At 34.3% G+C, this 13,628-nt stretch carries 14 protein-coding genes and 1 tRNA gene; 6 read left to right on the top strand and 9 right to left on the bottom strand.

Features of this window, described 5'->3' with window-relative positions; all coding sequences use genetic code 11:
- The first annotated feature begins 249 nt into the window (after window positions 1-249).
- Entirely contained in the window at window positions 250-1,767 is a 1,518-nt protein-coding gene (locus tag QP953_RS20815; protein ID WP_052599844.1) for a hypothetical protein, read from the top strand.
- A gap of 107 nt (window positions 1,768-1,874) precedes the next feature.
- Here QP953_RS20815 and QP953_RS20810 read toward each other — a convergent pair whose 3' ends face one another.
- The 5 genes from QP953_RS20810 to QP953_RS20790 form a co-directional block, all read right to left on the bottom strand.
- Window positions 1,875-2,183 (bottom strand): helix-turn-helix transcriptional regulator, encoded by a 309-nt coding sequence (locus QP953_RS20810; protein WP_052599845.1) that lies wholly within the window; start codon window positions 2,181-2,183, stop codon window positions 1,875-1,877.
- A gap of 77 nt (window positions 2,184-2,260) precedes the next feature.
- A complete protein-coding gene (locus QP953_RS20805; protein ID WP_052599846.1) occupies window positions 2,261-2,599 on the bottom strand; it encodes a helix-turn-helix transcriptional regulator in 339 nt (112 codons plus the stop codon).
- A 511-nt stretch (window positions 2,600-3,110) separates the two neighbouring features.
- Window positions 3,111-4,532 carry a trigger factor gene (gene tig / locus QP953_RS20800; protein ID WP_309552844.1) on the bottom strand — a complete coding sequence of 474 codons (1,422 nt, stop codon included), beginning with the start codon at window positions 4,530-4,532 and terminating at the stop codon, window positions 3,111-3,113.
- A 97-nt stretch (window positions 4,533-4,629) separates the two neighbouring features.
- Window positions 4,630-4,714 (bottom strand) — tRNA-Leu (locus tag QP953_RS20795).
- Window positions 4,715-4,826: 112 nt separating this feature from the next.
- The gene (locus QP953_RS20790) at window positions 4,827-5,528 is read right to left on the bottom strand and encodes a C40 family peptidase (RefSeq protein ID WP_309552843.1); all 702 of its coding nucleotides are present in this window, start codon (window positions 5,526-5,528) and stop codon (window positions 4,827-4,829) included.
- A gap of 326 nt (window positions 5,529-5,854) precedes the next feature.
- On the opposite strand from QP953_RS20790, the gene QP953_RS20785 reads away from it, so the two are divergent.
- Complete coding sequence (locus QP953_RS20785; RefSeq protein WP_197043944.1) at window positions 5,855-7,114, top strand: multidrug effflux MFS transporter; 1,260 nt, start codon at window positions 5,855-5,857, stop codon at window positions 7,112-7,114.
- Here QP953_RS20785 and QP953_RS20780 read toward each other — a convergent pair.
- The 4 genes from QP953_RS20780 to surE all read right to left on the bottom strand — a co-directional run bounded on the left by QP953_RS20780 (window position 7,111) and on the right by surE (window position 10,315).
- Complete coding sequence (locus QP953_RS20780; RefSeq protein WP_309552842.1) at window positions 7,111-7,863, bottom strand: hypothetical protein; 753 nt, start codon at window positions 7,861-7,863, stop codon at window positions 7,111-7,113. The genes QP953_RS20785 and QP953_RS20780 overlap by 4 nt on opposite strands.
- Before the next feature lie 130 nt (window positions 7,864-7,993).
- The gene (gene hemB / locus QP953_RS20775; RefSeq protein WP_309552841.1) at window positions 7,994-8,983 is read right to left on the bottom strand and encodes a porphobilinogen synthase; all 990 of its coding nucleotides are present in this window, start codon (window positions 8,981-8,983) and stop codon (window positions 7,994-7,996) included.
- A gap of 113 nt (window positions 8,984-9,096) precedes the next feature.
- Window positions 9,097-9,405: a hypothetical protein gene (locus tag QP953_RS20770; protein ID WP_052599851.1), complete on the bottom strand. Its 309-nt coding sequence runs from the start codon at window positions 9,403-9,405 to the stop codon at window positions 9,097-9,099.
- Window positions 9,406-9,538: 133 nt separating this feature from the next.
- On the bottom strand, window positions 9,539-10,315 hold the full coding sequence (gene surE, locus QP953_RS20765; protein WP_052599852.1) for a 5'/3'-nucleotidase SurE: 777 nt from the start codon (window positions 10,313-10,315) through the stop codon (window positions 9,539-9,541).
- A gap of 362 nt (window positions 10,316-10,677) precedes the next feature.
- On the opposite strand from surE, the gene QP953_RS20760 reads away from it, so the two are divergent.
- From QP953_RS20760 to QP953_RS20745, 4 genes are all read left to right on the top strand, one after another.
- Entirely contained in the window at window positions 10,678-11,547 is an 870-nt protein-coding gene (locus QP953_RS20760) for a DUF6089 family protein (protein WP_309552840.1), read from the top strand.
- Between the two features lie 28 nt (window positions 11,548-11,575).
- Window positions 11,576-12,433 (top strand): endonuclease/exonuclease/phosphatase family protein, encoded by an 858-nt coding sequence (locus QP953_RS20755; RefSeq protein ID WP_309552839.1) that lies wholly within the window; start codon window positions 11,576-11,578, stop codon window positions 12,431-12,433.
- A gap of 78 nt (window positions 12,434-12,511) precedes the next feature.
- Window positions 12,512-13,066 carry an STM3941 family protein gene (locus QP953_RS20750; protein ID WP_309552837.1) on the top strand — a complete coding sequence of 185 codons (555 nt, stop codon included), beginning with the start codon at window positions 12,512-12,514 and terminating at the stop codon, window positions 13,064-13,066.
- Between the two features lie 23 nt (window positions 13,067-13,089).
- A complete protein-coding gene (locus QP953_RS20745) occupies window positions 13,090-13,614 on the top strand; it encodes a hypothetical protein (protein ID WP_309552835.1) in 525 nt (174 codons plus the stop codon).
- Window positions 13,615-13,628: the final 14 nt, after the last annotated feature.

The following is a 13,628-nucleotide window of genomic DNA, read 5'->3' as shown; positions in this document are numbered from 1 at the left end:
ACTTAAAAATTATTAGATAATAATTTCACAGAGCACTAAGGTCGATATTTAGAAATATAGAAACAAATCTCTATTTGTATTTAATAAGTTTTCTTTTAAAGGTTATTTTTTATTAATTAATTGACTATTATTTAGTTAAAAGCATATTTTTTAGTTTCTTAACATGATAATTGAAGATGTTACTACTTCGTAATTTGGACGAACTATATTAGTAAAGAGGTTTTCGTAAAAAAGCATAGTATAAAATATATGAAGAAACTAGTTGACTTGATTCAATCTTTGTCTAAATCCGAAAAACGCTATTTCACACTAATGGCGGGCTTGCAAAAAGGAGAAAAAAATTACTTGGAATTGATGAATGCTATTTCAAAACAATCAATTTATAACGAAGCTCAGTTAATAAAAAAATTTAAAGGGAGGGCTTTTATGAAGAATTTTGGAGTGGCAAAAAGTGATCTATATAAGTTGATTCTGAAAAGTTTACGTCAATATCATAGTCAAAACTCTACCACAAGCCAGTTGGCAGATATGTTAAAAGATATTGAAATATTGTATCAAAAAGGGTTGTATGAACAATGTCAGGGAGTTATTCAAAAAGGAATTAACTTAGCACATAAATCCGACAAGTTTTTATTTAAATCGTTGTTTATTTTTTGGGAACGAACCTTGAATCAAACACATTATTATAGTTTTGATGAAAAAATCATTGAACAAAGTTGGGCAGAAGTAGAAGGAGCGTTGCAACAAGCTGCTAGTTATAACAATTATTGGAGAGTATCTAGCCTTTGTTTTCTGTATTATAAGAAATATAGTTTGTCTGGAGATAAATTATCAAAAAGAAAACTGGAACAGATGCAGTTGAATCCTTTGCTTCAAAAAGAGCAAGCAACTTCTTTTTTGGCTAGACAGCTTTTTTATAATACGCATATTTTTTTTTCACAAGTAGAAGGAAACTTAGATGACTCTTTGGTTTTTGCCAAGCAAATTGTCGACTTATTTGAGGCCAACCCAATTATTCTAAAAGACAATCTAAAATCCTATATTATTGTTTATCACAATTACATCAGTATCTTAATTGATGTAGGAGCATACCAAGAAGCAGAAGAAAAAATTGATTGGTTACCACAGATCTTTCAAAAATACGCCAAGCAAGCACCGAAAACCATTAAAATGTTAGTGTTTCGGTATGAGGCTTATTTAGAATTGACAATTGCCAACCGAACTTGCCAATTTGGTCGAGTCAAAGAGAAATTAGCTCGATTTCATGAGCAGTTAGAAGTATTTCGTGACGATATTGGTGCATTTGGCATTATGAAGATATACTATCAACTTTCTTATCTATATTTTTTGATGGAAGACTACAACAAATCACAAGATTGTTGTTATAAAATTCTTCAGAATCAAAACTTAGATTGGAACAAAGAATCGTTTCATATCAACTTACTTTATTTATTAGCCCATTATGAATTAGGGAATGTTGATTTACAAGAAAGCATCGCAAGACGATTGCATCGGATGTTGCGGACGGAGAAAAATTTTTCAGAATTTGAAGCAATTCTATCGAATTTCGTGCGAAAGTTGCCACTAGTTTACAAGGATCAAGCACTAGAAAAACTATACAAAGAAACGTACGAACAACTTGATCAACTACCAGAAGAAGCTAGGAATAAAATCACGTTGGACAACTTCAATATTTTAATTTGGCTCCAAAGTAAAATAGAGCAAAAAAGCTTTGCACAGATGATACAACAGAATACAGAATTGTAATCAGAGGATATACTTATTCGATTGTTTAGAAAGCAACAAGTATCGTAACGTAAAAAGCGACAGCCCAAAGGGGTGCCGCTTTTTGTATCCGTTTGCAATGATTGCAATTAAATTTTTGAAAGAAAAACACTGATGTCTCCTACGATATTATTAATGTAATCATAATTAACACTGTAAAAAATTTGTTTTCCTTTTCTTTCGTGTGTTACGATATTGGCTAGACGCAAAATACGCAAGTGTTGCGAAGTAATTGACTGTTCTAAACCAAGAGTATTGTAAATTTTATTAACGTTGATATTCTTATTCTTGTCAATAAAAGAAAGGATTTGTAATCTTAAATCATGCGTTAAGGCGCGCATAACTTCAGCTGCGAATTCCAGCTTATCCTCGTCTATGATAACGGTTTGTGACTCCATTGTAAGGGGATATGTTTTGATAAAATTAAAAAAAATTGTTTAATGCTGTTATAATAAATTTGTGGGACAACAAATTTCTAGGCAGCAAGTTGTTCTACTAAGACAGATACCTCAGCCAAACGCTCATTGTTTAGCGTATAGTAAATGAATTTTCCGTTGCGCTTGGTTAGGACGATACCAGCTTTTCGTAAAATAGCCAAATGTTGAGAAGCAACAGATTGTTCGATACGTAGTTTTACATAAATATCAGTAACATTCATTGTTTCGTTCTCACGAAGAAGATCAACGATTTTCTTGCGCAAGTCATGACCAATTGCACGAAGTATCAATACCACTTTGCGTAATTCAGGGTAAATAAGTTTGATTTCTTGTTTACCATTTTTGAGGGTAAAAACCTCCATTTTTGATTTTGCCATACGGTAAAGTATTTAAATAAGGTTAACAACTAAAACGTTCATTCACAATAATAAAAAGTAAATAAAACTGTTCAAATATAAATAAAATATTTTCAATTATCAATCAAGGATAATTTAAATGAGGGGATTCGTTGTTCCATTTGGGATTGTTATAGGACGTTAATCTATTTTGGGATGGGTGTTTCTCAGAATTAAAAAAAGGGAAATTATTTTAATAATTCCTAAAATATAATGCCAAAATTAATTTATGGTTAAGTATCAAGAATACTTTCATTAACATGGTATATATTTGAAGCTCTAAGATATGAAAAAAAACTGACTAAGTATAAAAATTATGTTTTATTTTTATACATTTTTTTTGCTGAATGTTAGATTCAAAACGTAATAAATTTAACTATATATATCAAAAAGCTCGAAAAATTGGAGGATACAAAAATAAAAAGGCGTTTCACAATTAACGTGAAACGCCTTTATAATATTTTAACATTGAGAAAATCTTTTATAAGATTTTTTATGCTTCAACTTCTGTTTCTGTATTTTCTTCTACAGGAGCGGGATTTTTGCTTGCTTGATAATCTTTCAAGATTTCTTCAAACTCCTCTCTAGAAACATCTTTCATTTCTTTACCCATATCTTCAGATGTTTTTTCTAGGATTCTTTCATCCATAATTGCCTCGAAGCGACGATTAACCTCTTTTCTATCCGACAATATTTTTTGTAACATATTGTCCATCATTTCACCATAAGGAGGGATTTGGTAGTTGAAATAGCGCAAGATTTCGCCACGAGTAGCATCTTCTACATCTTGGTAATTCACCTCAACCTTATATTTTTCAGCTAGTTTGTCGCGCAACAACGACCAGTTTGTATTCTTGATAAATGCCTCAAATTCTTTTCCTTCAAAGAATTCATCTGTAATACCTTCATTGGTTTCTTTCAACCATTTTTTCAAGAACTCAACAGGCAAGTCTAACTTGTTTTCTTCTAATAAAAAGTCAAAAACTAAGTTGCTAAAGTGATTTAAAGAGCTTTGTTTGTACCCTTTGTAGATTTCTGATTTTACTTTTTCTCTAAAGGCTTCTTCAGAATCAATTTCCTCGTTAGGGAATAACTGTTTGAAGAATTCTTCGTTCAATTCAGCTTTGTCAACACGTTTGATTTCTTTGATCGTCAAACGGAACATTTTATTGATTTCTTGATCTTCTTCAATCCCCAATACATGTTTGCGGATGTAAGTTTCATCTTTGTCCTCGATAGTGAAAACATCGATATCAAAAGAATCACTTAGAGTAGCACTCAACAAGTTATCTTTAAGTTCCTCATTGGCAATATCTCTCAAAGCCAAGAATGTTTCTTCTTTAACAACACCACCTTCTTTGATGTCACCGTTCTCGTTCAATTCTTCTAAGCTGATGGCCAACATGTCATCTTCTTGTACATCATTAATTCCTTCTTGGAATCCTTTGCTGTATTTTTTGCGAACGTTGTCAATTTCAGCCTCTAATTCTTCTTCGCTAACGCTAAGGTCGTAGAATGGAAGCTGATTATCAGTAGAAAGACCTTTGATCTCAAACTCAGGAGCCAAACCTAATTCAAACTTAAATGTATAATCAGAAGGTTTGTGGATACTCAATTTTAGATTTTTATCTTCAATTGCTAATGGTTGCCCCAAAACTCTAAGATTGTTATCCTTAAAATATTGGTTTAAGTTTTCACCAATTGCCTCGTTTACTTCTTCTACCAAAACAGTAGTACCAAATTTACGTTTGATCATGCCCATTGGTACTTTACCTGGACGGAAACCTTTGATTTGTGCTTTTTGGCGATATTCTTTTAGCTTAGAATTAACTTTAGGCAAGTAATCGTCTTGAGAAAGCTCAATAGTTACAATAGCATTCAGCTCATCAACATTCTCATGCGTTATTGTTGGCATAACTTGATTTTTTTTTTGATAAAAAGTAAAAGTGCAAGCTGAGAATCATGATGCTAATTCAGCGATTCGGCAACTTGCACTTTCCTGCGTATTCTGTTGGTGCGGGTGGAGGGACTCGAACCCACACACCTTGCGGCACTAGATCCTAAGTCTAGCGTGTCTACCAATTTCACCACACCCGCTTTGTTTAATGCGATGCAAATATACGAAGGAATTATTCATATCTGCAAATTTTTTGAACAAAAAAAACAATTTTTTTTGAAAGTTTTTTCCAACAGCTTTGTTATTAGATAATTAGCGCATACGTTTTATTAAAGATAATTCATGAGTGCAGATATTTTGATGAAAAATACCTACTGAATCAATTTTGTCAATACGTACCCAAGCCGAAGCGTGTAGTATGGTATCTGGACTCAAAAGCAATCCAACATGGGTGATTTTTCCTGTCTTGTCTTTAAAAAAGGCTACATCTCCTCGCTGGCGATCTTCCCAAGCAACTTTTTTTCCGACTTTGGCTTGTTGAGAGGCATCTCTAGGTAGCAAGATATTGCCCATTCTAAACGCAACTTGAACCAAACCAGAGCAATCAACCCCTGCACCTGTGCGCCCGCCCCAAAGATAGGGACTATTCAAAAATTGCTTGGCAGCATTGCAAACTCGTTCTATAGGAGGTACAATACTAGGAGCAAGATCATAAAAAGGGCTACCCATAAATAAATTGAGTTCCAATTGTTGGTCCCACTCAATTAAATCGGGGTTATATCGTTTGAATGGCGTGTCAAAGATTTCTTGAGAAATATAGTGCACTTGATTTTCAGCTATCCAACCTTTATAGCCGTCGTGCAAACATTCAATGTACAGCCAATCCTCTTCTTGTTTTAAGATGGTGTACGTTTCATTGTATAATAATTGGCTGACCATTTCGCTACTATGACTAGCATTGGCTCGAATAGGGATGATAGAAAGTCTAGCTTGACCGTAAACTGTTTTTTGCATTTACTTTAATTTTTTAGTTCTGAGAAATGATAGTCGACTAACTTGTTTGATAAACAAAATTTTTGACTACTTACTTCTTATAAGCAGACGGTGTAGGTGTATTACATTAGTCAATAATTAAAAGAAACTTTATGATGAAAAAACAGGGGACAGCTTTTTGAGGAATCATTAGATACAATAAATGTAATAAAAATAAAAATAAAGAGCATATTCCAAACTTTATTCAATTGAATAGTGTTTCTTCCATATCTTTCAGTAGTCGGTTCAAAATATGTTGTAACAGCGTAACTAACTACTAAATCTTTATAACAAACAAAATAATTTTAGTGGAATCTCAAATAACAACCGAACAAAAAACAGCAAAATCCTCAACTATCCCTAACACAACTCAAAAAATGAATTTTGGAGAGTTTATAGTTTTAATGGCCATGATGATGTCGTTGACAGCGTTGTCTATAGATGCCATGCTTCCTGCTTTATCTACTATAGGAGCCGATTTGGGCGTCACCAATCCTAATAGCAATCAACTAACCATATCTGCCTTGTTTTTTGGTCTAGCAATAGGGCAATTGATATATGGACCTATTTCGGATAGTACTGGTCGAAAACTTCCTTTGTATGGAGGATTAATCATTTTTGTGATAGGAAGTTTGATCTCTATTTGGGCAACTAATTTGACAACAATGATTATCGGAAGAGGCATACAAGGTTTGGGCTTGGCTAGCCCAAGAACTGTGAGCTTAGCAATGATCAGAGATCAATTCAAAGGTCGAGAAATGGCAAAAGTAATGTCTTTTGTTATGATGATTTTTATTTTAGTTCCAACCGTAGCACCAGGAGTAGGGCAATTGATTCTATTAGTGGCAAGTTGGAAAGCCATTTTTATATTTATTATGGCAATGGCTTTACTTATTTTGCTTTGGTTTGGTAGTAGAATGCACGAAACATTAGCCGTTGAAAATCGAATTCCTTTTTCATTCAAACGAATAGGAAGTTCATTGATAGAGATTTTTTCGAGCAAAGTAGCCTTAGGATATACCATTACAGCAGGATTGGTTTCGAGCGCTTTTATTGGGTTTCTCAATTCAGCACAGCAAATCTTTCAAGATCAGTATCATTTGGGCGATCAGTTTCCAATTTACTTTGGCATATTGGCGATGTCTATTGGTTTTGCCTCTTTTTTTAATAGCAAAATGGTGATGCGTTATGGCTCGCAAATGATGGTAAAAACAGCGATTAGTACTTTAGTCTTGATTGCAATAACTTTTGCGATTCTTGTGCCTAATTTAGGGACAGCAATGCCCTTATGGTTGACAATGGTTTATTTGATAACAACCTTGTTTTGCATCGGGATTCTTTTTGGAAACCTAAACAGCATGGCAATGGAACCTTTGGGGCATATTGCGGGAATAGGCTCAGCTATTGTCGGATCAGTATCTACCTTCGTAGCAGTTGTTATTGGAACCTTGATTGGGTTGCGTTATGATGGAACTCTTTTGCCAATTATTCATGGCTTTATGCTGTCAGGAGGATTAAGTTTGATTTTAATCTTTGCCGTAAGCTCCTTTCAAGAGAAAGCAACTTAATCCGTTTCGGAAGGAATGACCAAACCGCTTTTTTTTATATTGTTGAGTAATTTTTTATGAGTGTCTTCACTCATAAAAGGAGCGTAAATAGGGCGGTAAGGAAAATCGTTTGCTATGAGTTGTTGTAAGTCTTCATTTTGGACGGGTGTTCTTTGAAAATGACTCTGTTTTACAATGTTTAAATAGCTGTTTTCACGATGTATTAAATGTACCTCTTCAGAAGCATTTTTGTATTCGTACTTGTCGTAATAACTACGTGTTAGAATATCTAATTGATGGTTATTATCTAAATCAAGTATCCAGCTTTGAGTTGCGCCACTGCCACCTTCGGCTTGATAGTCGTGTGCTAATAAAATGCTTTCCCTGATGGTTTGTGTTGAGGTATTGTAAATGAGATTGTGTATTGTGTTGGATTGCATTTCTTGATCGTATACCCTAAGTATTAACCCTTCAATTTGAGGTGCAATGGAGTATCGAAAAATGGCAAAGCAATCATTGGTATGATCGACTTTAAGTACCTTTTTTAGAAGGGGAGGAGGGTTTATTTTCTTTCCTTTGAATGGATAACTACTATTAGAAGAATAGGAGGCTGTTGCTTGTAAGCCATCTGTGTATAAGTGTAATAATTCAAATTTAATAGAGTCAAAATTTTGGTAGAAGTTTGAAAGTTGTTTCTTTGTTTGAGCAAATAAAATATTAGTGTTCAACAAAATGAATAGAGCGAATAAAAAAGGCTTAAAATGAGTCATGATTGTTATAGTATACTAGGTCACTTACCAAGATTGGGAAAAAATTGAGCCAATAAAAAAAAGAATAAATACCATACCAAGTACTTATTCTTTCTCTTAAATGTTTTCTTTTGAACGTTTGCAGCAACAATTAACCTTTAAAACCTTTTCCTTGTACTAACATTTCAGCGTAAGCTTTGGCAAAATAGGTCAAAATAACATCGGCACCTGCTCGTTTGATAGACATCAACATTTCTGGCATGGCTTTGTCAAAGTCTAACCAACCATTTTGACAAGCAGCAATCAACATCGCACACTCTCCACTAACATTGTAGGCGGCAATAGGAACATCTGCATTTTCTTTTAACAAATGAATAATATCTAAGTAGGGCAAGGCTGGCTTAACCATTAGATAATCGGCTCCTTCTTGCATGTCTAACTGAGCTTCTAGCAGAGCTTCTTGCTTGTTAGCAGGATTCATTTGATAGGTTTTTTTATCACCAGCTTTTGGAGCAGAATCCAGTGCATCTCTAAATGGACCATAAAAAGCAGAGGCATATTTGGCGGTGTACGACATGATGGAAACATTCGTAAACCCTGCATCGTCCAGAGCTTCCCGCATAAAACCTATTCGTCCGTCCATCATATCGGAAGGACCTAAAATATCTGCTCCAGCTTGTGCTTGTGCCACAGACATTTTAGCTAAAATAGGTAGTGTTTCATCGTTCATAATTTCTCCATTCAAAACAAAACCATCGTGCCCATCAGAGCTATAAGGATCCATTGCTACATCTGTCATGATACAGCATTCTGGAAATTTTTGTTTGAGTGTATAAATAGCATGGAGGTAAAAATTATCTTCAGCATAGCTATAACTAGCGATGTTGTCTTTTAGATGTTCTTCTACCGCAGGAAACAAAACAAAGGTTGTAATTCCAAGTTTTAGACACGCTTCTACTTCAGGAATAAGTTGGTCCAAAGACCATCGGTAATTTCCAGGCAAAGAAGGAACTTCTTGCTTGATGTTTTTACCATCGTACAAAAAAAGTGGATAAATTAATTGTCCTGCGTGTAAATGGGTTTCTTGTGCATGAAAACGTACTGCTGCGCTTTTTCTATTTCTTCTTGGTCGAATGTACATATTTAAAAGATGTAGATTTTGTATGTTATGGAATTACTTTGACACAAACCTACTTTTTTTAGACAAAAGCAGGAAATTGTAAGATTCATAATCTAGTCAAAAAAAGCCTATCGTTAGAGAAAATTATCTTTGAAGTAAAAGAACCAAATAAAGCAATAGATGATTGTTGGTACCATAATTCCTCGAATGAATTCTTCTAGGTAGCGTTTGTTGGCAAAATAAGTAGGAATTAAGTTGCAACAAAAAGCCATGAGTACCAAAGTACTTGTTTTAAATCCTGTCCAAAGAAAATGATCATTGCCTGTTATATTAACAGACTCAGAACTAACTAAAGATTGGTCAAAGAGATAAATAATAGGAAAAGCAATCAATGGAATTACGATTCCTACCATAAGCCCATTAATAAATTTATTTTTTAACATAGATAATGTGTTTTTGTAAGGTATGTTCTGCAAAATTTGTTACTTGCAGAACTCCAGTTTGTAATTTGCAGACAATGAATTGTTGTTAAGTTATAATACGAAATTTTAACTTCGTTACAAGAAACAGCAAAAACTACAAATTGCCAAAGTGTTCTAAACTAGGTAAAGCTTGATGATGTGTCAAATCATGCATAACAGGAACAATAGAAACATAGCCATTTTCTAAGGCCCAAATGTCAGAATCTTCCCCTTCATCTTCGTAGACATACTTGCCTGTCAACCAGTAGTAAGCACGTCCCATTGGATCCATTCCTTTTTGGAAGTCTTCTGACCAATATCCTTTTGCTTGACGACAAATGCGAGTGCCTTTGATGGCTTCTAAAGGCAATTTAGGAATGTTGACATTCAATAGCAAGGTCTCGCCCAATCCTTCTGACAATGCTTTGGATACAATTTGTTCTACAAAGTGTTTGGCTGCTGTAAAATCAGCATTGGCTGCAAAATCTAATAAAGAAAAACCAATGGCAGGAATTCCTTCCATAGATGCTTCCATTGCTGCTGACATGGTACCTGAATAAATGACATTGGTAGAGGCATTAGAACCATGGTTGATGCCCGAAAGACAGAGATCTATGTCTTGATCTTTTAGGACAACATTTTTAGCCAACTTGATGCAATCAACAGGAGTACCAGTACATTCATAGGCTTGAACATTGGGACCAAAAATATCAGAACTGTGAATACGGATAGGGTCTTCAATGGTAATGGAATGCCCTTGTGCAGATTGCGGGCTGTCTGGCGCTACTACGACTACATTGCCAAATTTTTGGGCAACTTCGACTAAATTTCTGATGCCAAGTGCTGTAATACCATCGTCGTTAGAGATTAAAATGGTTGGTTTCTTTTCCATAGGAAGTTTGTTGTGTTTTGTGTATTATTTTGTAATCTGTTTTGTGCGTAAAGTTATAAAATCAAATGAAATCGACTTTATCTTTGTTGGCTTTTATAGGAATAAAAACACTTAAATTAACGTTGTAGTTTTGTGAAAAGGAAATAGCTGCCTCTAGAAGGTGATGTTATGTTGTTCAGAGGAAACTTATATCCTTGGCTTGAGTGCTGTTAGCATGGTTTTAGTAGATGATTAAAACATCGAAAGTATAAAAAGTAAACTAAAAACCATTGCTTTAAAGTGTAAGGAACTATCTTTGCAAGCTTTTGATACAACAGTATCTTGGATCAATAATTACCAAACACAAATACAAACACAAATACATGAAAGTAGTTTTACTATCTTTATTCTTATTGATAACAACATTAAGAATGAATGCCCAATATGGCGAAGTTGGCGTTCTAATGGGAGTAAGCAATTATTTAGGAGATTTAGTTCCTCCACAAGAATATTTTTTAGGAACCAGTTTTGCGCTTGGGGCAACGTATCAATATAACTTTACCGATCGGATTTCTGTTCGGGGAAACCTTATTTGGGGGCAGATTAGGGGAGATGATAGAAATTCTAGTTATGATTCTGGTCGTAGACAGCGAAATTTAAGTTTCCATTCTCATATTTTAGAATTTTCTGCTTTGGCACAGGTCAATATTTTGCCGTTTCATCCTCAACGAAATTTTAAACCTATTACCCCCTTTGTATTTGCGGGTATTGGCGTTTTTCATTTTAACCCTACCACGGTTTACAAATCAACAAAACATTATTTACAACCCTTGGGGACAGAGGGGCAAGGAATGGAAGGCTATGGTCCCAAGTATAGTTTGGTAGAGGTGGCTATTCCGTTTGGTTGCGGAATTAAATTTTGTGTAAGCAAACGGTTCAATTTTACCTTTGAATTTGGGTTAAGAAAAACTTTTACAGACTATTTGGATGATGTTAGTGGCGATTATGTGCCCTTAGATGAATTGAGAAATGGCAATGGTCTTTTGGCAGCAAATTTATCGAATAGAAGCTATGATGAGTCTGGAAATCAGATAGAAAAAGCATACACGCCGAGAGGAAGTTCTGGAAAAGATTGGTATACATTTATGGGCGTTTCTGTTACTTATAGTTTGCATAAATATATTTATTTTGAAAAAAAGAAAAAAAGAAAGAGAACAACACCTAAGAAAAAAAATTCTGGAAAGTGGATGTAAATTTTGTTTGTTGTGTCTGATTGGCATAATGGGAATAAAAACCAGCTTTGGACAAACAGATGCTTCTAACAAGGGAGTTGAGGTTCAAGTAGTATCTTGGAATATTCAAATGTTGCCCAATGCTTTAGGGATTTTTTCTAGTGCTTTGAGAAAAAAACAACGTATCCGAGCACCATGGATTATCGAGCATTGTTTAAATGCACCTTATGATGTGATTGTATTTCAAGAGGTATTTGATCGAGACATCAAACGCAAGTTAAAAAAGGGGCTAAAAGAAATGTATCCCTACCAAGTAGATACCCGTATTGAAAAAGGGCGGTTAACCAGTAATGGAATTTTTATCGTAAGCAAAATTCCAATGAAATATATCGACCATGTTATTTATGCAAAAGGAGCCCATGAAGATGTTTGGGCTGCTAAGGGATGTACGTTGGTAGAGGTCGAAAAAGAAGGTTTTTTGTTTCAAATTGCAGGAACGCACCTTCAATCTGGCGGTTCCACTGCTGCTGAAAAGTTTAGAGCATTACAATACCAAGATATTCGAACTTTGTTAGACAAGCATGCTAATGAAAAGGTTCCCGTGTTGGTTATGGGAGATATGAATACCCGAAAATCTAATGTCCCTAAATACACTCAAATGATAGAAACAATCGGAGTGAAGGATTACCCTTTGAATGAGGAAGAACCGTATACAATTGACAATAAAAATTCTTGGAACACTCATAGTCAGGGTATTCAGTTGGATTATGTCTTATTGCAAGCGAGGGCAACACAAACGAATATTTATGAACAAAAAGTGTTGAGACTTAAAGCCGATCACAAAGGAAAACAAATTGATTTAGCAGATCATTATGGTATTGTGGCAACGGTAGAACTATTACCTTGATAAATGCGTTGCTTTAAATGTCAACGGATCTCATAGAATTCAGTTGTATTATATTTAATATAGCTAATTGCCTACTTCATGGAAATTTTTGCCCTAAATTTTTATAGAAAAAAGAATAGCAATTTACTCTATATCCTACTTTTTGGATTTCTAACAGCTCTACTTGCCTATATAGGGATTACTCAAGAAACCAAAAATATTCTAGGAATCATTATAATTGCTGGGATGTTTTTTGACGGCTTTTGTTTGTTTTTTTTGTATATGACTTTGGATAATAGACCATTGGTAGCAATAAACGAAAACGGATTAAAAGCAATATACCATCAACCTAGCTTTATAAAATGGGAGGATATTAAAGAAGTGTTTGAACAAACAACGTCAGGACAATATTCAAACGATACATTTATTTGTTTAAATCTTAAGAATAAGCGTTTGCTGGAAAAACAAAACCTCTATTACAAATTTGGTACGTGGATAAATACTAAAACAGGTTTTGGTGAGATAAATATTTGGGGAAGTATTTTAAAGTTTTCTTCCCAAGAGCTTCTATTTATTTTGTCTTATTTAGCAACAGAAAAGGATGTGAAAAAACGTAGAAAATTTATCAATTCTTATAAAATGAAGGTTTTTTAAGAAAAGGTTTCAATAGAGTAAAAATGGATTTAACGATTAAATTGAAAGAACTAGATAAGGCAGGAGATAATGAAGCAATAAAAAATATTTTATCTCAAGAACTAAAACGGAATGCTCGAAATTTGGAGCTGTTGGATTTTTGGATGACCTACATGGAGGATTATGATATAATACAAAAATATGCAAAAGACTATATTGGTTTAATATATGAACATCAAGATGAATTTCCAGAAGCGTATCAAGCTAGGTTATATGCATTGTTGGGCACATTAACAGAAGTGTATGATTCGCCTCAAATTGCTTGGGAGACTTTAGTTGAGGGGCTTGTTCGTTTTCCCAATTCTAGTGAAATCATTGAAAAAATTGAATCTATTTTTAGTTGCCCTTCTGATGCGCCAGAGCCTTCCGATTGGATGGAAATACTCGGCAAACTAGTTGCACAAGGAGAATTTCCCAAAGATACCTTTGAATATTTATTGTTAATTTGCGATGATCCAGAATTTCCAGAATTATTTGACCTTGCCAAAAAAAATGCCTTTGGTCAATAGAGCTTGCGCAAGGG

The sequence above is a fragment of the Aureispira sp. CCB-E genome (genome assembly GCF_031326345.1).
Lineage (GTDB): Bacteria > Bacteroidota > Bacteroidia > Chitinophagales > Saprospiraceae > Aureispira.
The sequence above is the reverse complement of the archived record's forward strand: the minus strand, read 5'-3'. Positions and strand labels throughout refer to the sequence as shown.

Coding starts and splice junctions, on each gene's coding strand:
- QP953_RS20815 (WP_052599844.1), top strand. CDS start 250: ATGAAGAAACTAGTTGACTTGATTCAATCTTTGTCTAAATCCGAAAAA.
- QP953_RS20810 (WP_052599845.1), bottom strand. CDS start 2,183: ATGGAGTCACAAACCGTTATCATAGACGAGGATAAGCTGGAATTCGCA.
- QP953_RS20805 (WP_052599846.1), bottom strand. CDS start 2,599: ATGGCAAAATCAAAAATGGAGGTTTTTACCCTCAAAAATGGTAAACAA.
- tig (WP_309552844.1), bottom strand. CDS start 4,532: ATGCCAACAATAACGCATGAGAATGTTGATGAGCTGAATGCTATTGTA.
- QP953_RS20790 (WP_309552843.1), bottom strand. CDS start 5,528: ATGCAAAAAACAGTTTACGGTCAAGCTAGACTTTCTATCATCCCTATT.
- QP953_RS20780 (WP_309552842.1), bottom strand. CDS start 7,863: ATGACTCATTTTAAGCCTTTTTTATTCGCTCTATTCATTTTGTTGAAC.
- hemB (WP_309552841.1), bottom strand. CDS start 8,983: ATGTACATTCGACCAAGAAGAAATAGAAAAAGCGCAGCAGTACGTTTT.
- QP953_RS20770 (WP_052599851.1), bottom strand. CDS start 9,405: ATGTTAAAAAATAAATTTATTAATGGGCTTATGGTAGGAATCGTAATT.
- surE (WP_052599852.1), bottom strand. CDS start 10,315: ATGGAAAAGAAACCAACCATTTTAATCTCTAACGACGATGGTATTACA.
- QP953_RS20760 (WP_309552840.1), top strand. CDS start 10,678: ATGAAAGTAGTTTTACTATCTTTATTCTTATTGATAACAACATTAAGA.
- QP953_RS20755 (WP_309552839.1), top strand. CDS start 11,576: ATGGGAATAAAAACCAGCTTTGGACAAACAGATGCTTCTAACAAGGGA.
- QP953_RS20750 (WP_309552837.1), top strand. CDS start 12,512: ATGGAAATTTTTGCCCTAAATTTTTATAGAAAAAAGAATAGCAATTTA.
- QP953_RS20745 (WP_309552835.1), top strand. CDS start 13,090: ATGGATTTAACGATTAAATTGAAAGAACTAGATAAGGCAGGAGATAAT.